This is a genomic window from Mesorhizobium sp. WSM4820 (assembly GCF_055811075.1).
In genome coordinates this window covers 59,827-76,778 of record NZ_JBVVQN010000006.1, presented here as the reverse complement: position 1 = coordinate 76,778, position 16,952 = coordinate 59,827, and the positions used below count along the sequence as shown (strand labels likewise).

At 63.1% G+C, this 16,952-nt stretch carries 17 protein-coding genes and 1 other RNA gene; 10 read left to right on the top strand and 8 right to left on the bottom strand.

What is annotated here, in order from left to right:
• Positions 1 to 89 precede the first annotated feature (89 nt).
• The gene (locus AC0L2R_RS11955; protein WP_128180780.1) at positions 90 to 575 is read left to right on the top strand and encodes an Lrp/AsnC family transcriptional regulator; all 486 of its coding nucleotides are present in this window, start codon (positions 90 to 92) and stop codon (positions 573 to 575) included.
• A 247-nt stretch (positions 576 to 822) separates the two neighbouring features.
• On the opposite strand, the gene AC0L2R_RS11950 is transcribed toward AC0L2R_RS11955, so the two are convergent.
• Both AC0L2R_RS11950 and AC0L2R_RS11945 read right to left on the bottom strand, forming a co-directional pair.
• Positions 823 to 1,020 (bottom strand): hypothetical protein, encoded by a 198-nt coding sequence (locus tag AC0L2R_RS11950; RefSeq protein ID WP_287177278.1) that lies wholly within the window; start codon positions 1,018 to 1,020, stop codon positions 823 to 825.
• Positions 1,021 to 1,141: 121 nt separating this feature from the next.
• Positions 1,142 to 1,648 carry a thioesterase family protein gene (locus AC0L2R_RS11945; protein WP_287282163.1) on the bottom strand — a complete coding sequence of 169 codons (507 nt, stop codon included), beginning with the start codon at positions 1,646 to 1,648 and terminating at the stop codon, positions 1,142 to 1,144.
• Between the two features lie 201 nt (positions 1,649 to 1,849).
• Between AC0L2R_RS11945 and AC0L2R_RS11940 the strand changes: the two genes are divergently transcribed.
• Complete coding sequence (locus tag AC0L2R_RS11940; protein ID WP_287291548.1) at positions 1,850 to 3,262, top strand: FAD-binding oxidoreductase; 1,413 nt, start codon at positions 1,850 to 1,852, stop codon at positions 3,260 to 3,262.
• A gap of 94 nt (positions 3,263 to 3,356) precedes the next feature.
• Positions 3,357 to 7,379, top strand: a complete 4,023-nt coding sequence (locus AC0L2R_RS11935) for an AsmA family protein (RefSeq protein ID WP_473509082.1) — start codon at positions 3,357 to 3,359, stop codon at positions 7,377 to 7,379.
• Between the two features lie 19 nt (positions 7,380 to 7,398).
• On the opposite strand, the gene AC0L2R_RS11930 is transcribed toward AC0L2R_RS11935, so the two are convergent.
• From AC0L2R_RS11930 to AC0L2R_RS11915, 4 genes are all read right to left on the bottom strand, one after another.
• Positions 7,399 to 7,626, bottom strand: coding sequence for a ribbon-helix-helix domain-containing protein (locus AC0L2R_RS11930; protein WP_027153750.1), 228 nt, complete (start codon positions 7,624 to 7,626; stop codon positions 7,399 to 7,401).
• A 20-nt stretch (positions 7,627 to 7,646) separates the two neighbouring features.
• Positions 7,647 to 7,892, bottom strand: coding sequence for a DUF4169 family protein (locus AC0L2R_RS11925; protein WP_473509081.1), 246 nt, complete (start codon positions 7,890 to 7,892; stop codon positions 7,647 to 7,649).
• Between the two features lie 18 nt (positions 7,893 to 7,910).
• Complete coding sequence (locus tag AC0L2R_RS11920; RefSeq protein ID WP_473509079.1) at positions 7,911 to 8,444, bottom strand: SspB family protein; 534 nt, start codon at positions 8,442 to 8,444, stop codon at positions 7,911 to 7,913.
• 118 nt (positions 8,445 to 8,562) lie between these two features.
• Positions 8,563 to 9,252 (bottom strand): TetR/AcrR family transcriptional regulator, encoded by a 690-nt coding sequence (locus tag AC0L2R_RS11915; protein ID WP_023798781.1) that lies wholly within the window; start codon positions 9,250 to 9,252, stop codon positions 8,563 to 8,565.
• A gap of 153 nt (positions 9,253 to 9,405) precedes the next feature.
• Here AC0L2R_RS11915 and AC0L2R_RS11910 point away from each other — a divergent pair, with 153 nt between their 5' ends.
• Entirely contained in the window at positions 9,406 to 10,611 is a 1,206-nt protein-coding gene (locus AC0L2R_RS11910) for a multidrug effflux MFS transporter (RefSeq protein WP_473509077.1), read from the top strand.
• 148 nt (positions 10,612 to 10,759) lie between these two features.
• Here AC0L2R_RS11910 and ssrA read toward each other — a convergent pair.
• Positions 10,760 to 11,116: a transfer-messenger RNA gene (ssrA, locus tag AC0L2R_RS11905) on the bottom strand.
• 171 nt (positions 11,117 to 11,287) lie between these two features.
• On the opposite strand from ssrA, the gene AC0L2R_RS11900 reads away from it, so the two are divergent.
• From AC0L2R_RS11900 to AC0L2R_RS11875, 6 genes are all read left to right on the top strand, one after another.
• Entirely contained in the window at positions 11,288 to 11,599 is a 312-nt protein-coding gene (locus AC0L2R_RS11900; RefSeq protein WP_128180518.1) for a DUF2853 family protein, read from the top strand.
• 199 nt (positions 11,600 to 11,798) lie between these two features.
• Positions 11,799 to 12,593, top strand: a complete 795-nt coding sequence (locus tag AC0L2R_RS11895) for a thymidylate synthase (protein WP_473509075.1) — start codon at positions 11,799 to 11,801, stop codon at positions 12,591 to 12,593.
• Positions 12,594 to 12,794: 201 nt separating this feature from the next.
• A complete protein-coding gene (gene modA / locus AC0L2R_RS11890; RefSeq protein WP_473509073.1) occupies positions 12,795 to 13,589 on the top strand; it encodes a molybdate ABC transporter substrate-binding protein in 795 nt (264 codons plus the stop codon).
• Between the two features lie 13 nt (positions 13,590 to 13,602).
• On the top strand, positions 13,603 to 14,307 hold the full coding sequence (modB, locus tag AC0L2R_RS11885) for a molybdate ABC transporter permease subunit (protein WP_027153742.1): 705 nt from the start codon (positions 13,603 to 13,605) through the stop codon (positions 14,305 to 14,307).
• Positions 14,304 to 15,416, top strand: coding sequence for a molybdenum ABC transporter ATP-binding protein (modC, locus tag AC0L2R_RS11880; RefSeq protein ID WP_419693748.1), 1,113 nt, complete (start codon positions 14,304 to 14,306; stop codon positions 15,414 to 15,416). Before modB ends, modC begins: the two co-directional genes overlap by 4 nt.
• A gap of 87 nt (positions 15,417 to 15,503) precedes the next feature.
• Entirely contained in the window at positions 15,504 to 15,845 is a 342-nt protein-coding gene (locus AC0L2R_RS11875; RefSeq protein WP_023798788.1) for a winged helix-turn-helix domain-containing protein, read from the top strand.
• 27 nt (positions 15,846 to 15,872) lie between these two features.
• On the opposite strand, the gene cobF is transcribed toward AC0L2R_RS11875, so the two are convergent.
• Positions 15,873 to 16,646: a precorrin-6A synthase (deacetylating) gene (gene cobF / locus AC0L2R_RS11870; RefSeq protein ID WP_473509071.1), complete on the bottom strand. Its 774-nt coding sequence runs from the start codon at positions 16,644 to 16,646 to the stop codon at positions 15,873 to 15,875.
• Positions 16,647 to 16,952 lie beyond the last annotated feature (306 nt).

Below are 16,952 nucleotides of genomic sequence, written 5' to 3'. Positions count from 1 at the left end.
AGGGTCATTATCGCAGGCAGATTTACCTTTTTATATGGGTAATGGCCGACCAAAGAGATCATTTGTTCTCGTGAACAAAGGAGTTTTCCCTGAAACGCATTCGAAACGAAAATGCTGATCTGGATGCGGCGGATCTGAAAATCCTGCGCCTGCTGGAAAAGGATGCGCGCACCAGCACTGCTGAACTGGCGCGCTCGGTCGGCCTGTCGGCGCCGAGCGTGGCCGAGCGCATCAAGCGGCTGCAGGAGAGCGGTGTGATCGAGGCCTATACTGTGCGGATCAACCCGGCCGCGCTCGGCATGAAGCTGTCGGCATGGCTGCGGATCAGGCCGGTGCCCGGGCAGTTGGCTGCGGTCGCCGAGATCATCCGCGACTTGCCGGAAATCGCCCAGTGCGATCGGGTGACCGGCGAGGACTGTTTCATCGCGCTGGCGCATGTCGGCTCGGTGGCCGAACTCGAACGGGTGATCGACCGCATCATTCCGTTTGCGATGACCAACACCGCAATCATCCAGTCGTCGCCGGTGGTGGCGCGTTCACCGCTTGCGGCAGTGTTCGTCAATACATCAGCTTAACTGGAAAAAGTCGCGCCGCCCCTCATCGCCCTGCCGGGCACTTCTCTCCGTATAGTGACGGGGAGAAGGACGCTGTCATCAATGGTTTCGCCAATTTGCGGGCGTTGCTGAAAGAGCGCCGAGGCTGCGGCAAGCTCCCTTCTCCCCGTCTCTATACGGGGAGAAGGTGGCGGCAGCCGGATGAGGGGCGGCGCAAACGCCCCCGAAAAATGCGACCGGAGGACGAGACCATTTCTTTCCGCACCGATCAGGCGTGGCCGCGCTTCATACGCGCTTGCTTCAGGATGGCGCGCCAGCGGATCATGGCGAAAGGGATCGGCTCGTTGTTGTTGGCGATGGTAAAAATTTCGTAGTTGAGGTTCTTCAGCGATCGCCAGAAATCGTAGTCGCTGATGCGTGGGTCGGCCGCCAGCTTGTCCGCCTCGACCTTGATATCGGTTTTCATGCAATTTCCCCGAACCGCTTCAGCCCCCGCCGTCAGTATCGCAATGCTGACGGTTCTCGACCGCCGTACTGAGTCGTGCAACGCCTCAATTCGGCTTGTTCACGTTAAAACCTTGGTAAGGTTAACGGCGGTCTGACTGCGGCTCAAGCGTCTTGCGACGAATACCGATCGAACGGCCGGCGCGCTCAGGCATCGGCAGCGCCGCATGGGCGGCGCGCATGACTTCGACCTTGGCCAGGACATCGGCCGGGAAGGGCGCCACCTTCGGTCCGGACATGTCGACATGCAGCGACAATGATTCGGACGTGGCAGCGAGCCAGCCGTCGACATGGCGGATTTCCTGGTAGGCTCTCAGCCGCTTGTCGTCATGGTCGAGCAACTGGAACGAGACATCGACCTTGTGGTCGAGATGTAGCTCCCTGATATAGCAGACATGGACTTCCGCCGTGTAGATGGTCAGCCGGCGCTGCTTCGCATAGTCCGGCCCCATCCCCATCATTTCGAACGCTTCGTCGGAACAGCGGTCGAACAGCACGTTGTAATAGGCCATGTTGAGATGGCCGTTATAGTCGATCCAGTCTTTTTCGATGGCCATGGGAGCAGAGGCGAAGGGGGCGGCGGTGGACATCGAAAACTTCCTTCTGGCTGGACAGGACGTGGTCGGGGAGACTAGAGCGACGTGCGTCGAATTGGACGCACAAAGTACGCTCTAGCACATTGAATCTTCGCATCGTGCTTTCCGAAAATCGATTTCGATTTTCGGGCCGATGCGATAGGCATCCATAAGTCCATAACAAGGGTGGACGTTGGTCCATTCGCGGAGGAATAGATGGCTCTGAGCGACCTCAATCCGGTCGAGCGCAACGAAGAAGGCATCGCCGCGGTGCTCGGCATCCTCAAGCAGCGGCTCGGCGAACGGTTCCAGACCGGCCAGGCGATCCGCACCCAGCACGCGCATACCACCACCTATATTCCAACCCAGGCGCCGGATGGCGTGGCGTTTCCAGAGACGACACCGGAGGTGCAGGAGATCGTGTCGGCCTGCGCCGCGCACCGCGTGCCGGTGATCGCCTTCGGCGTCGGCTCTTCGCTGGAGGGCCACACCAACGCGCCGGGCGGCGGCATTTCTGTCGATACGTCGCGGATGAACCGCATCCTAGCGGTCAACCCGCAGGATCTCGATTGCACGGTGGAGCCCGGTGTGACGCGCGAGGATCTCAACCGGCACCTGCGCGACACCGGCCTGTTTTTTCCGATCGATCCGGGCGCCAATGCATCGCTCGGCGGCATGGCGGCGACGCGGGCGTCGGGCACCAATGCGGTGCGTTACGGCACGATGCGCGAGAATGTATTGTCGCTGACGGCGGTGATGGCCGACGGCGAGACGGTGACGACCGGCAAGCGCGCAAAAAAGAGCTCGGCCGGCTACGATCTGACGCGGCTCCTGATCGGCTCCGAAGGCACGCTCGGCATCATCACCCAGCTGACGCTTAAGCTGCAGGGCATTCCGCAGGCGATTTCCGGCGGCGTCTGTCCGTTTCCCAGCGTCGAGGCGGCCTGCAATGCGGTGATCGCGACAATCCAGATGGGCATTCCGGTGGCGCGCATCGAACTGGTCAATGCGCTGCAGATGCGGGCGATGAAGAGCTATTCGAAACTCGACTATCCCGAAAGCCCGTGCCTGTTCGTCGAATTCCATGGCAGCGACGCCGGCGTTGACGAGCAGGCCGAAACCTTCGGCACGATCGCCGAAGACTATGGCGGCGGACCATTCCTGTGGACCAGCGTCGCCGAGGAACGGACGAAGCTGTGGAAGGCCAGGCACGACGCCTATTGGTCGTCGCTGACGCTGCGGCCGGGCGCCAAGGGGCTGTCGACCGACGTTTGCGTGCCGATCTCGCGCTTTGCCGAATGCGTTACGCAAACCGAGGCCGACATCGCCGAGATGGGGCTGATCGCGCCGATCGTCGGCCATGCCGGTGACGGCAATTTCCATGTGCTGGTGCTGATGGACGCGGACGATCCGAAGGAAATCAAGCAGACGGAAGAGTTTGTCGCGCGGCTGAACATGCGGGCGATCGGCATGGATGGAACCTGCACCGGCGAACACGGCATCGGACAAGGCAAGATCGGCTTCCTGCGCCATGAACTCGGCCACAGCGTCGATATCATGCGCACGATCAAGCAGGCGCTCGATCCGCAGAACATTATGAACCCTGGGAAGATACTGCCGGCCGACTAAAGTCTTTTGCTTTTGGGGCGATCGATTTGCCTCTTTATCGACACGCTGATGCGGGTAGAGTGCGGCTGATTTTCAATCAACTGCTTGGGGGTTGATGCTCGCACGCTTGTTCGTGATCTTCGGTGGCTTTTTCGTGCTGGTGCTGTGTGCGGCGCTGGTGGTGCCGTATTTTATCGACTGGACGGGCTACCGGGCCGATTTCGAGCGCGAGGCGAGCGCCATTCTGGGCCGCAAGGTCACCGTTCAGGGCGATGCAACGGCGAAATTGCTGCCGTTTCCCTCGGTGACCTTCTCGAATGTCACTGTCGCCGGCGGCCCCGGCGGCCGGCCGGCAATGACCGTCGAGACCTTTTCGATGGATGCCGAACTGGCGCCCTTCCTGAGCGGCGAGGTGCTGATCTTCGACATGCGGCTGGTGCGGCCGAAGGCGACGATCGACATTGCCGCCGACGGCACGGTCGACTGGGCGATACGCCCGTCCTCACCCTACGATCCCAGCCAGATCTCGATCGAGAAGCTGACGGTGACCGACGGAGAGATCGCGCTGCGCCATGCCGCCGGCGGCCGCAGCCATCGTCTTTCCGAGATCAATTCGACAATCTCTGCCAGATCGCTGGCCGGACCCTGGCGGATGGATGGTTCGCTGCGGCTCGACGGCCTGCGCAGCACGGTCGTCGTCTCCACCGGCAAGGCCAGTGGCGACGGACAATTGCGGCTCAGGCTCAAGGCCGACCCAGACGCCTATCCGCTGGTCATCGAAGCGGATGGCAATGCCGGCATTGTCGACGGGGCCGCGATCTATTCGGGCCAGTTCAGGGTCACAAGCTCTGACAGGAATGGCGCCGACAAGCGTTTGCCACAGCTTGACGGCACCGACGGTGAGAAGGCCAGCGCCGGCAAGCCGGAACCGGGGTTCAGGCTGAACGGCAAGTTCTCGCTCGACCACCGGAAGCTTGGCGTCGACGAATTCCGCTTCGAGACCGGACCACTCGACAATCCCTACACCGCCGACGGCAAGGCTGCCGTCGACCTTGGGCCGAACCCTCGCTTTTCAATCGAGGCCGATGGCGCTCAGGTGCAGTTCGATGAAGCCGTCGGCGCCGCGACCGGACTGACGCTGTCGGAGCGCGTCGCGGCGTTGGAGCAGGCGCTGCTCGCCCTGCCCAAGCCGACCATACCGGGCACCGTCGAGGTGAAGCTGCCGGCGGTAGTGGCCGGCGACACGACGGTTCGTGACGTGCGCCTTTCGGCCGAGCCGGCCGATGCTGGCTGGTCGGTGAAGTCGCTGGGCGCGACGCTCCCGGGCCGTGCCAGGCTGGAAGCAAACGGCATGCTCAGTCTCGAGGATCAGTTCGGCTTCAGCGGTTCGCTGCTTCTGGCCGTGGGGCAGCCTTCCGGCTTCGCCGCCTGGCTGTCGAAGGATGTCGACGAGGCGATCCGCCGGCTTCCGGCCGCCGGCTTCAAGGCCAGGGTCGACCTGTCCGGGAACCGCCAGGCCTTCAGCGACCTCGAACTCGTTCTCGGCAAGGCGAAATTTTCCGGCCGCATCGATTCCAGCCAGGGCGAAGACGCCAGGCCGTCGGTGCTGATGCGGCTCGACGGCGGCGAGCTCGACGTCGACGGGCTCGCCGCCTTCGCCTCGATCTTCATCAGCGACAAGGGCGCCAACCGATTTTCCGACCGCGACCTCGATTTCCAGATCAAGGCCGGGCCGGTCAGCGCCGGCGGACTGACCGCCGATACGGTCGATACGGCGCTCAGGCTGCGCGACGGGCTGCTTGAAATCGACCGGCTCTCGGTCGGCGGACTTGCCGGCGCCTCGATCAGCGCCACCGGCCGGATCAAGGATTTCCCAGCGAGCCCGACCGGCAAGCTCGATGCCTCGGTGGTCGCCGTCGATCTCAAGCCGTTGGTCGATGTCGCGGCGAAGCACTATCCCGACAATGCCGTGCTGAAAGGGCTGGCGGATCGTGTCGCCGCCTATCCCGAGCTGTTGCAGAATGCGCGCATCGATCTGGTGACAAGTGCCGCCGCCAATGGCGACGGCACGACGGGACTGGCGGTCAGCGCGCAAGGCAGGGCAGGCGGCTCGGCGTTTTCAGCATCGCTGTCCGGCAAAGGACTGGCCGATCGGCTTCTCGAGGCGCCGGTGTCGGTGACCCTCAACGCCAGGAATACCGACGCCACCGCGCTTCTGGCGCTTTACGGCCTGCCGGCGCTGCCGCTCGGCATGCTTGGCGAGGCGACCACTGATGTTTCGGCGAAAGGCACGCTTGGCGGCGGCATGGCGACGAGCTTCAACCTGACCGGCGACGATTTCAAAGCCGGTTTCGACGGGACGATCGCCAGCGCGCCACAAGGCGCCACCGCCAAGGGCAAGATCAGCCTGGAAGCCGCCGACATCGAGCCGTGGCTGATGACGACAGGCGTCGGACTGCCGGGCCTGGGGACAGGCATGTCGACTTGGCTTGCGGCCGACGCCGACTTCGGCAACGGCCGTCTGGTGCTGTCCAGTCTGAGCGGCGCCATCAACGAGGCTGCGGTTTCCGGTGACCTCAATGTCGGCGTCACCGACGGGCTGCCGCATCTTGCCGGCGCGCTGGCGCTCGATGATCTGGATCTCGACCCGATGGCGGTGGCACTGTTTGGCGACCAGGCCTTTCTGGGCTCCGGCAAGGCTTGGCCGGCCGCCCCATTCAGCCAGAAAGCCATCCTGCCGTTCACCGCCGAACTCGACCTGACCACGGCGTCGCTGGTCGCCGGCCCGTTGGCCACGGCCTATGACGCGGCGCTTTCGCTGAAGCTCGACCACGAAGGCATCCGCGTTTCGGACCTCAAGGCAAAGTTCGCCGGCGGCGCGCTTTCCGGACTGTTCGAGCTGAAGAACAATGACGGCACCGGGTTTTTCTCCGGCCAGCTGAAACTTGCCGGCGCCGATCTGGCCACAGTGCTGCCCGAGACTGGCATCAGCGGAACCGGCGATTTCTCGGCGGCGCTCTCGACCAGTGGCAAATCGGTCGATGCAATGGTTGCGGCGCTGTCCGGTTCCGGCACGGCGGCGCTGAAAGGTTTGACCATTGCCGGCGTCAATCCCGACGCCTTTGGCGCCTTCATCGCCAAGGCTGACGCCATTGGGCGCGATATCGACGCGGCCAAGACCGCCGGCTTCGCGCCGCAGATCGCCGCGGATGGCAGTTTTCCGGCTGGGGATGCCGACATCGCCTTCACAATCGCCGGTGGCACGCTGAGGGCGCCGCCGGTCAATCTTGAAAATCCGGCGGCGACGCTGTCGGCCGACATCACGGCGGACCTGAAGTCCAGCAAGGTCGCTGCCAGTGGCTCGATCATTTATCGGCCCGGCGACGAAGCGCTGGTCGGCTCCGACCCGACCGTGAATTTCAGCGTCGACGGACCGTTCGGCGCCGCGAAGCGGCGATTCGACAGTGAGCCGCTGGCGCAGTTCCTGACCCAGCGCGCACTGGAAAAGGAGCAGCAGCGGGTCGAGGCGATGCAGGCGGCGCTGCTTGAAAAACAGCGGTTGCGACGCGAGGTGCGTTACTACGCGGCCCTGCAAGCCGAGCGCGACAGGGCAGCCGAAGAATTGCGCAAGCAGCAGGAGGCGGCGCGGCTGAAAGCCGAAGCGGATGCCAGGGCGAAAGCCGAAGCCGAGGCAAAGGCTAAAGCCGAAGCGGAGGCGAAGGCCAAGGCGGATGCGCAGGCGAGGGCTGAAGCCGAGGCTAAAGCCGAAGCCGAGGCGCAGGCGAAGGCTGAAGAGGAGGTTAAAGCCAAGGCTGAAGCCGAGGCCAAGGCTAAGACGGATGCCGAAGCGAGAGCCAAGGCGGCGCAAAAAGCGGCGGACGAGGCGGCGAAGGCCGAGGAACAGCGACGGCGGAAAGCGGAAGAGGCGAGGCGGGCGGAAGAGGCGAGGCGGATCGCTGCGGAACAAAAGGCAAGGCTCGACGCCGAGCGCAGGGCCGCCGCCGAGCAGGCGCAGAAAATCGAGCGGGCGCGTCAGCCGCCGGCCAATGACAACCCGCCGCCATCAGGACCCGCGCCAAAACCCACGCTTGAACCCTCGTCGATCGACAATCTGCTGAAGTCGCTGGGCGGCGGATAGCCCCAGCTAACCATCCGGGCTAGACCGGATTCATCCCTCGCTTCGCCCAATCCAGGACGTAGAGCCTGAGCGCCGAGGACAGGTTGGCATCGCGCGGCCGGGCCTCGTCGATTTCGGCGACGAGGGCGGCGAGAGTCAGTTTGCGTGCGGCGGCGATGGCGACGAGATCGTCGAAAAACGGCTTTTCGAGCGAATAGCTGGTGCGATGGCCGCGAATGGTCACCGAGCGTTTCTCGACCGGGCTCACCGGACCTGACTCATTTCACTTCAGGCATCGGACTTATCCGAAAACCCCGCCGCATTTTTCGGTCTGACTTCAGGGCAATCCGCATCGCCCGAGGTTTCGCGGCGATGGCCGGCGACAAATTTTTCTGCCTTGTCGGCGATCGAACGGTCACGCTCCCGGTCGGCCTTGGAGCGGCCGTGCAGCGCCCGGTTCTGTTCGGCCAGGCGCTCCTGCTCGGCTCGTGCCTTCTGCTTGCGGGCCTGGCGGAGGTTGACGATGTCGGCCATGTCGCGCGGCCCGTCGGATCACTTCTTGCGGAAGGCGTCGAGCGACACCACTTCGGCGCCCTTGGCGGCGGCGTCGGCTGCGGCCGGCTTCTTTTCGGCCTCAGCGGTCTTCTTCTTCTCGGGCTTTTTCTCGGCGACGACGGCCAGCGGTTCGGAAGCGGGCTTGCCGGTCAATTCCCCGTCTGCCGAGGTTTCCGTCTTCACGTCGAATTCGAGCTCGAAATTGACGGACGGGTCGTAAAAGCCGCGCACGGCCGAGAACGGGATTTCCAGCTTTTCCGGCACGTCGGAGAAAGACAGCCCGACCTCGAAGCCGGTGTCGGTCACCTTCAGGTCCCAATACTGGAACTGGATGACGATGGTCATCTGTTCGGGATAGCGCTCCCGCAAGCGGGAAGACACGCGCACGCCGGGGGCGCCGGTCAGGAAAGTGATGAAGAAATGATGGTTGCCGGGGAGGCCGGTGCGCGCGACTTCGGCCAGGACCTTGCGCATGACGCCGCGCAGTGCCTCCTGGGCCAGAATGTCGTAGCGAATGTGGTCGTCGGCCATGTCGCTGTCGGGTTCCGTTGAATCGTCCGCATAGCTGTAATCAAGCTTGAGCGCGGCGTAAACCGGATATAGATGCCGGCAGCACAGATGCGAGAGGGCATGCCTCAGATTTTATCGCTTAGGCGCCAGCGAGCGCGCTGTGCTTTTGCGCATCGGCCGCCGGCTGCCGCTTGGCGAAGGCGCGCAGGAAGGTGCGCACGCCATGTGTCGCGGATTGCAGCACTTCATCATCGGTCGGCGTGCCGCCGAGCATGAAGGTCGTCTGCAATTCGGCATTGGCGAGGGCCTGGAACTGGCGCGCCGCGACATCGGGGTCCTCGATGTCGAGGAAACCGGCATGGGCGAGGCGGGCGAAACGGGCGGCGATCGCCGGCCATGTCCTGCCCGGTCCCAGTTCGCGCCATTCGGCAAACAGCTCGGGATAGCGCTCGCCCTCGGTCTGGATCAGCTTGCGCAGGAACTTTCCGTCGCGGCTGCAGATACAGTTGCGGGTCATGCGCACGGCGAAGGCGATCAGATCGGCCTCGAGATCCTTCGGCTGGTCGGGAAAGGTTGAAATGGTGGCGAAGATGCCGGCATTGCAGCGCTCGGTGAGGTCGCGGACGATGGCGACGAAGAGTTTCTCCTTGTCGCCATGGTGATTGTAGATCGTCTGGCGCGACACGCCGGCCTCGGCGGCAATCATGTCGATATTGGCGCCGGCGAAGCTTTCGCGGCAGAACACCTCGCCGGCAGCGTCCATGATCGAGGCGCGCTTTGCCTCATGGCCGCGTGGCGGGATGCTGTCAGGAGAAACGTCGTGCTTCATGAAAACTATATATAGGTGATTGACGAATTAGACAAGAGTGTCTAAATTTATGGACTTAGATTTAGAGGAATTCCCCCCTGCAGGAATTCCACGGGATGGGACGTCCCAGGATTACACGCCGGTCGGCAACCAGATTGAAAGAAGCCCGCTATCATGAATCCCCAATTCCTCCGCATCGCGGTTGTGCTCGGCCTGTTATCGGCCATCGGTCCGTTCGCCATCGACATGTATCTTCCCGCACTGCCTTCGATCGGCGCAGATCTGCAGGCCAGCACCGCAGCCGTGCAGATGAGCTTGCTGATCTTCTTTCTGTCCATGGGCTTTGGCCAGATCGTCGTCGGACCGATCTCCGACATGGTCGGGCGCAAGCTGCCGCTCTATGGCGGCCTCGCCCTGTTCATGGTCGGCGGCATCGGCTCGGCGCTGGCGCCCTCGGTCGAATGGCTGATCGCCTTCCGTTTTCTGCAAGGGCTCGGCGCCAGTGCAGGCATGGCGGTGCCGCGCGCCATCGTGCGTGACCTGCACACCGGCACCGAAGCTGCCAAGCTGATGTCGCTCCTGATGCTGGTGTTTTCGGTGTCGCCGATCCTGGCGCCGCTCACCGGCAGCGTCATTATCGAGAATTTCGGCTGGCGTGCCGTGTTCTGGACGGTGACCGGTGGGGCGGTGCTCGCCACCATCCTGCTGGCGACCTCGCTGAAGGAGACGCGGCCGGTCGAGGCGCGTGCAGGCAGTTCGTTCGGCACTGCGCTGTCGGCCTATCGCTTCCTGATCGGCGACCGCAACTTCCTTGGCCTGGCGGCCATCGGCGGCTTCGGGCTGGCGAGCTTCTTCGTCTATCTGTCGAGCTCCTCCTTCATCCTGATAGAACACTACGGGCTGTCGCCGTCGGTCTACAGCGTGTTCTTCTCGATCAACGCGGTCGCCTTCATCGGCATGTCGCAATTGACGGGAACGCTGTCCGAAAGGTTCGGGCTGAGGCCGGTGGTGCGGGTCGCGGTGGCCGGCTATGCGACGACGATGGTGGTGCTGTTCGCGGTGATGGCGTCCGGCGTCGATCGGCTCGACGTCATGGCGGCGCTGCTGTTCGTCGGCTACGGGTTCCTCGGCCTGGTGATCCCTGCGACTTCGGTGCTGGCCATGGAGGAGCATGGCGCGATCGCCGGCACGGCCTCGGCACTGATGGGCACCCTGCACTTCGCCATCGGCGCGGTCGCCATGGGCATCGCCGGGGTGTTCTTCGACGGCACGCCGCTGCCTATGGTGGCCGGCATCATGCTTTGCGCGGTGATCTCGTTCACGCTGGCCAAGGTGACGCTCGGCCGCGGACGGCAGGTTGTCGAAGCGCCGGCAGAATAGATGCTTTCCAGTGAGAGCAATGAAAAAGGCCGGGTCAGTCCCGGCCTTTTTCACGTCTGGGCGCGGCGGCGCTGCCAGCAAGCCTGCTGCCGTCACAGAATCGAGGTGAGATGGGGATCGGAGGGAAAGTTGGAATCGAAGCAGGAGAAGTGGAGGTTTCTGTTGCCAGGTACCTCCGAACCCCGCCTAGAAGTGCGAACCACTAGGGCTTGATTTGAAGCTATCGCACCGCTTACGCGGCGAGACGTGCTTCCGCATAGTTGTCGTTGGCAACTATAAGTTCAGCCCGATAACGGTGGTACAATGCCGGGCAAAAGTACGATCTTTACACCTTCGTCGATCCTATTTCGCCCCCAGCAAAAGCCGCTCTTCGCAGAGCGGTTTTTGGTGGAGGCGCCGGGTACCGCCCCCGGGTCCGAACGGCTTATTTCATCGCCTGTTTATCGCCATAGTCGGTCGAGCCGACGAAACAGATATAGGGACCGATCGTGAAAAATGAAAGGCCTCTATGATGCTTTGTCCGCTGTCTCAAACAGCATCGCCAAAGGCTTGACTTGTCAACGCTCTCAACCGAAGCTTTGCGGCGGTGAGGAGTTACCGACTAGCGCACATTTTGCGGCAGCGCGCCACAACCCTCATCGACTTGATCCCGTGGCGCCGACGAGGGGAAAATTTGATGGCCGATTATCTCGCAGACGTGAAGAAGTACGACGCCGCGGCGGATGCCGACGCGGTCGCCAAGGTCGTGAAGCATTTGGGCATTGCGCTCAGGAATCGGGATTCCTCGCTGGTCTCCTGCACGGATCCCGACGAACTCGGTCGCGTCAAGGCCAGCTGGGTTGCCAAAAAGCTCGGCGTCGACGACGGCGGCAAGGCGGATGCCGCCATCGAAAAGACCTGCAAGGCGATGGAGGCCGATAACACCAAGAGCCGGGTGACCTTTTATTACCTGGTCGCCAAGGAGCTGGGCAAGCTCGCCAGCCTCTGAGCATCGCATGTCAATTTGCGGATGCTGACGCGGGCAGCTCTTTCTCCCCGTCACTATACGGGGAGAAATGCCCGGCAGGGCAATGAGGGGCGGCGCAAACGACCGGTAAGAGAAAGCGACTCTGGTGCCGTTTTGACATATTCGGCCGGCAGCCAGTCGGTTATGATTGCCTAACCCGAATCGAGCCCCCGAATCGCCGATGCGCCAATATCTCGACCTCTTGAAGCGCGTGCTGGAAAACGGCGCCGATCGCGGTGACCGCACCGGCACCGGAACGCGCTCGGTGTTCGGCTACCAGATGCGCTTCGACCTCGCGCGCGGCTTTCCGGTCACCACCACCAAGAAGCTTCACCTGAAGTCGATCGTGCATGAACTTCTGTGGTTCCTGGCCGGCGACACCAATATCAAATATCTCAACGACCACGGCGTCTCGATCTGGGACGAATGGGCCGACGAGAATGGCGACCTCGGCCCGGTCTACGGCAAGCAATGGCGCTCCTGGCCGGACGGCCATGGCGGCGCCATCGACCAGATTGCCAATCTCTTGAAGGAGATACGCAAGAATCCTAATTCCCGACGGCTGATCGTTTCGGCGTGGAACCCGGCCGAAGTGGAAGCCATGGCGCTGCCACCCTGTCATTGCCTGTTCCAGTTCTACGTCTCGGAAGGCAGGCTCTCCTGCCAGCTCTACCAGCGTTCCGCCGATATCTTCCTCGGCGTGCCGTTCAACATCGCTTCCTATGCGCTGCTCACCATGATGGTAGCGCAGGTCACGGGGCTGAAGCCCGGCGATTTCGTCCATACGCTGGGCGATGCGCATCTTTATGCAAACCATTTCGAGCAGGCGCGCGAACAGTTGCAGCGCACGCCCAAGGCGCTGCCGACGCTATGGATCAATCCGGAGGTGAAGGACCTTTTTGCCTTCCGCTTCGAAGATTTCCGGCTGGAAAACTACCTCGCCGATGCGACGATCAAGGCGCCCATCGCGGTGTGAGCCGCAACATCGGGCTTTTTGCTTTGTCTCAAATTGCTCGCCGGTGCTGTGTCGTCCGCCCGCGAGCGGTGGCGGTGTCATGCAGTGCCGTCGGCGCGCTATTGGGCTAAGTCAGGCAAAAAGCCTTCCCTTGTTATATTCAGGCGGATATATCGACTGGCAGGGTCGCGCCGATCGGATTTCAAGCCACGGGAGAGTTTCATGCTGGTGCGCAAGGGTTTCGGATTGAAGGCGGCCGCCATTGGCGGTCTTGCGATATTGATCGCCGCCATGCCGGTTGCCCATGCCGATGACAGGCTGATCGTTTTTGCCGCCGCAAGCATGAAGAACGCACTGGATGCGGTAAACACCGCCTGCGCCGCCGATGTCGGCGAGGCGGCGACCATTTCCTATGCGGCAAGCTCCGCATTGGCCAAGCAGATCGAGGGCGGCGCGCCGGCCGATGTCTTCATCTCGGCCGACCGCGACTGGATGAACTATCTCACTGACAAGAAGCTGACCAAGCCGGATACCGAAGTGAAGTTGCTCGGCAACCAGATCGTGCTGGTGGCGCCGGAGGGTTCGACGGTCGAAACCAAGATCGAAAAGGGTTTTGATCTTGCCGGGCTGATCGGTGACGGCAGGCTTGCCATGGGCGATTTCCAAGCGGTGCCGGCCGGCAAATATGGCAAGGCGGCGCTTGTATCGCTCGGCGTCTGGTCCGCGATCGAAGACAAGTTGGCGCAGGCCGAGAACGTGCGTGCCGCGCTCAAGCTGGTCTCCACAGGTGAGGCAGCGCTCGGCCTCGTCTACGCCACCGACGCGCATGCCGAGCCCGGCGTCAAGGTGATCGGCACCTTCCCGCAGGATTCGCACCCGCCGATCGTCTACCCGGTTGCCCAGATCGCGGATTCGAAGGACAAGCATGCGTCGGCATTCCTAAAGTGCCTGCAATCCGCCAAGGCAGGCGAGCTCTTCAAGGCGCAAGGTTTTACGGTCCTCACGGCGAGCAACTGAGGCACGCCAAAAGATGGATTGGTTGCTGGACCTCACTCCCGACGAATGGAACGCGGTCCGGCTGTCGATCAAGGTGGCGACAGTGGCGATGGTCGCCAGCCTGCCGCCCGGCATATTGATCGCGCTTGTGCTTGCCCGTGGCCAATTCTGGGGCAAGACGCTGCTCAACGGGCTGGTGCATCTGCCGTTGATCCTGCCGCCGGTGGTTATCGGCTATCTGCTGCTGCTCTCCTTCGGCAGGCGCGGCCCGGTCGGGGCGTTTCTGGCCGAGCACTTCGGCATTGTCTTCTCCTTTCGCTGGACGGGTGCCGCATTGGCCTGCGCTGTCATGGGCTTTCCCCTGATGGTGCGGGCGATCCGGTTGTCGATCGAGGCGGTCGACCGCAGAATCGAGGCGGCGGCCGGGACGCTTGGCGCCAATCCGTTGTGGGTGTTCGGGACGATCACGCTGCCGCTGATCCTGCCCGGCCTGATTACCGGCGCGATCCTGTCTTTCGCCAAGGCGATGGGTGAATTCGGCGCAACGATCACTTTCGTTTCCAACATCCCCAACCAGACGCAGACGCTGCCGTCGGCGATCTACACGTTCACGCAGGTGCCGGGCGGCGATGCCGGCGCGCTCAGGCTGACGCTGATCTCGATCGTCATCTCGATGGCAGCACTTGTCGCATCGGAGGTGCTGGCGCGGCGCGTCGGCAGGCGGATGGATATCGAATGACGGTCGTGGTCGACATCAGCCATCGGCTCGGCGACTTCGAGGTCGACGCCCGCTTCGAGAGCGCCGGGCGGCTGACCGCGCTGTTCGGGCCCTCGGGCTCCGGCAAGACGACGCTGATCAACATGATTGCCGGCCTGATCCGGCCGGACAAGGGGCGGATCGAGGCCGACGGCCGCGTGCTGGTCGATACGGATGCGGGTCGGTTCGTGCCGAAGCACAAGCGCCGCATCGGCATGGTGTTCCAGGACGCGCGGCTGTTTCCGCATATGAGCGTGGCCAGCAATCTGCGCTACGGCCGCTGGTTCACGCCGACGGCCGAACGCTATGCGGACATCAATGCGGTGGTCGACCTTCTCGGCATCGGTGCTTTGCTGGACCGGCGGCCGGCAAAGCTTTCCGGCGGCGAGAAACAGCGCGTGGCGATCGGCCGGGCGCTGCTCGCCAGCCCGAAACTGTTGCTGATGGACGAGCCGCTGGCTTCGCTCGACGAGGCCCGCAAGGCAGAAATCCTGCCTTATATCGAGCGGCTGCGCGACGAGACGAAAATCCCGATCGTCTATGTCAGCCATTCGATTTCAGAGGTTGCACGACTGGCAAGCGACGTCGTTGTGCTGGCGCAAGGCAAAGTCGCTGCTTGCGGCCCGACCGGGGCGATCATGCAGCGGCTCGACCTGTTGCCGGCGGAGGAGCGCGGCGAGGGCGGCGCCGTGCTGGATACCGCGGTGCTGCGCCACGACAATGTCTTTGGCATGACCGTGCTCGGCTCGGTGGCGGGCGAGATCCGCGTGCCGCTTCTGGCGGTGCCGGTCGGTGCGCCGATGCGCATTCGCATCCGTGCCCGCGATGTGATGATCGCCACCGAACAGCCGACGGGTCTCAGCGCGCTCAACATCTTGCAGGGCACGATCGTGACGATGGCGCCGGGCGAGGGTCCCGCAGTCGAGATCGGCATCGACTGCCATGGCGCAACCGTGCTTGCCCGGATCACCGAGCAATCGCGACAGACGCTGAAACTCCGGCTTGGTCGAGAGGTCTACGCGGTGGTCAAGACGGTTAGCTTCGACCCGGCGAACATGAGCGCCGGTCTGCCAGTCGAGGCGGATGGATGACCCGCGGATGATCGTCGCTATATCATTTTGGAATAGCGGTAGCGCCGGAGAGCTTCTAGGATGGATGGCGGGACTGCGGAGGAGAGAATGCCGTCGCTGAGCTTGCGGATAAACCTCGATCCAGAAGGGCGCATCGGGCCGGGCAAGATCGAGCTTCTGGAGCAGATCGCCGCTTTCGGCTCGATCTCGGCGGCGGCGCGCGGCATGGAAATGTCGTACAAACACGCATGGGATCTGGTCGAGGACATGAACCGGGTGTTCGGCAAGCCGTTGGTCGCGGCGCAGACCGGTGGCAAAAAGGGCGGCGGCGCCCAGTTGACGCCGGCGGGGCTTGCGGTGGTCAGCCGCTTTCGCGCCATCGAACGGGCTGCGGCTTCCGCGGCGGCGGCGCATCTGGAAGCTTTACAGGCGGAGATCGATGCCGGGTGAGGTCGGTGGAACCTGTATCGGCGGAGCCTACTCCTCCGGCTCGCCGGGCTTGCGCAGCAGATAAGTGTCCATGATCCAGCCTTTTTTCCGACGCGCCTCGTCGCGGGTCCTGACGATTTCGTCGCCGACGTCGCCAAGGCGGCCGGAAATGAGGATCTCGTCGGGCGTGCCGAGATAAGCGCCCCAGTGGATAAGGAGGTCGTTGTCGTCCAGCGTGTTGAAGGCGCATTTGCCGTCCAGCATGACGACGGTGCTGCCGGCATTGTCGGGCAAACCTTCCTCGGTGAGCCGGCGGCCGGTGGTGATCTGAACCGCATCGCCGATGCGGTTCAGCGCCATCTTGTGGCTGGCGGCGAGCGCCTGGACGGCAGTGATGCCGGGGATCACCTCGAGCTCGAACGCGACATTGCCTCTCATGCGCACCCGCTCCAGGATGCGCAGCGCGCTGTCGTAGAGCGAGGGATCGCCCCAGATCAGGAACGCACCGCAGCCATCTTGCGAAAGCTCGTCGCGGATCAGGCTTTCATAGATCGCGGCGATCGCCTCGTGCCAGTCATCGACGGCCGAGCGATAGGAGGGCGCTGGCTCGGCCCGCACCGGCACGTCGAATTCGACCCGGCGCGAGTTTGGATTGGTGACGAATCGATCGCAGATCTGGCGGCGCAGTTCTGCGAGATCGTTCTTTTTTGCGCCCTTGTCGGGAATGAACAGCACGTCGGCGCGGTTCAAGCCGTCGACCGCCTGCACGGTCATGTGGTCGGGATTGCCGGCGCCGATGCCGATGACGAGAAGCTTGCGCATGGGCGAACTCCTGCCCGATCGGAACGTCGCTGTCCAGACTGGCCGGCAGGTCGGCATGGCATGTGGGCAAGCGCGGAAGGGCTTTGAAACTCCACATTGAAACGGCTAGAGCGACGCGCGTCCACCTGGACGCGCAAAGTACGCTCTAGCACCTTTAATCGTCGCATCGTGCTTTCCGAAAATCGATTCCGATTTTCGGGCCGATGCGATAGAGCGACGCGCGTCCACTTGGACGCGCAAAGTACGCTCTAGCACCTTTAATCGTCGCATCGTGCTTTCCGAAAATCGATTCCGATTTTCGGGCCG

Excerpts from the sequence above, each read along its gene's own strand:
- AC0L2R_RS11950 (WP_287177278.1), bottom strand. The coding sequence starts at position 1,020 with ATGAAAACCGATATCAAGGTCGAGGCGGACAAGCTGGCGGCCGACCCA.
- AC0L2R_RS11945 (WP_287282163.1), bottom strand. The coding sequence starts at position 1,648 with ATGTCCACCGCCGCCCCCTTCGCCTCTGCTCCCATGGCCATCGAAAAA.
- AC0L2R_RS11940 (WP_287291548.1), top strand. The coding sequence starts at position 1,850 with ATGGCTCTGAGCGACCTCAATCCGGTCGAGCGCAACGAAGAAGGCATC.
- AC0L2R_RS11935 (WP_473509082.1), top strand. The coding sequence starts at position 3,357 with ATGCTCGCACGCTTGTTCGTGATCTTCGGTGGCTTTTTCGTGCTGGTG.
- AC0L2R_RS11925 (WP_473509081.1), bottom strand. The coding sequence starts at position 7,892 with ATGGCCGACATCGTCAACCTCCGCCAGGCCCGCAAGCAGAAGGCACGA.
- AC0L2R_RS11920 (WP_473509079.1), bottom strand. The coding sequence starts at position 8,444 with ATGGCCGACGACCACATTCGCTACGACATTCTGGCCCAGGAGGCACTG.
- AC0L2R_RS11915 (WP_023798781.1), bottom strand. The coding sequence starts at position 9,252 with ATGAAGCACGACGTTTCTCCTGACAGCATCCCGCCACGCGGCCATGAG.
- AC0L2R_RS11910 (WP_473509077.1), top strand. The coding sequence starts at position 9,406 with ATGAATCCCCAATTCCTCCGCATCGCGGTTGTGCTCGGCCTGTTATCG.
- AC0L2R_RS11900 (WP_128180518.1), top strand. The coding sequence starts at position 11,288 with ATGGCCGATTATCTCGCAGACGTGAAGAAGTACGACGCCGCGGCGGAT.
- AC0L2R_RS11895 (WP_473509075.1), top strand. The coding sequence starts at position 11,799 with ATGCGCCAATATCTCGACCTCTTGAAGCGCGTGCTGGAAAACGGCGCC.
- modA (WP_473509073.1), top strand. The coding sequence starts at position 12,795 with ATGCTGGTGCGCAAGGGTTTCGGATTGAAGGCGGCCGCCATTGGCGGT.
- modB (WP_027153742.1), top strand. The coding sequence starts at position 13,603 with ATGGATTGGTTGCTGGACCTCACTCCCGACGAATGGAACGCGGTCCGG.
- modC (WP_419693748.1), top strand. The coding sequence starts at position 14,304 with ATGACGGTCGTGGTCGACATCAGCCATCGGCTCGGCGACTTCGAGGTC.
- AC0L2R_RS11875 (WP_023798788.1), top strand. The coding sequence starts at position 15,504 with ATGCCGTCGCTGAGCTTGCGGATAAACCTCGATCCAGAAGGGCGCATC.
- cobF (WP_473509071.1), bottom strand. The coding sequence starts at position 16,646 with ATGCGCAAGCTTCTCGTCATCGGCATCGGCGCCGGCAATCCCGACCAC.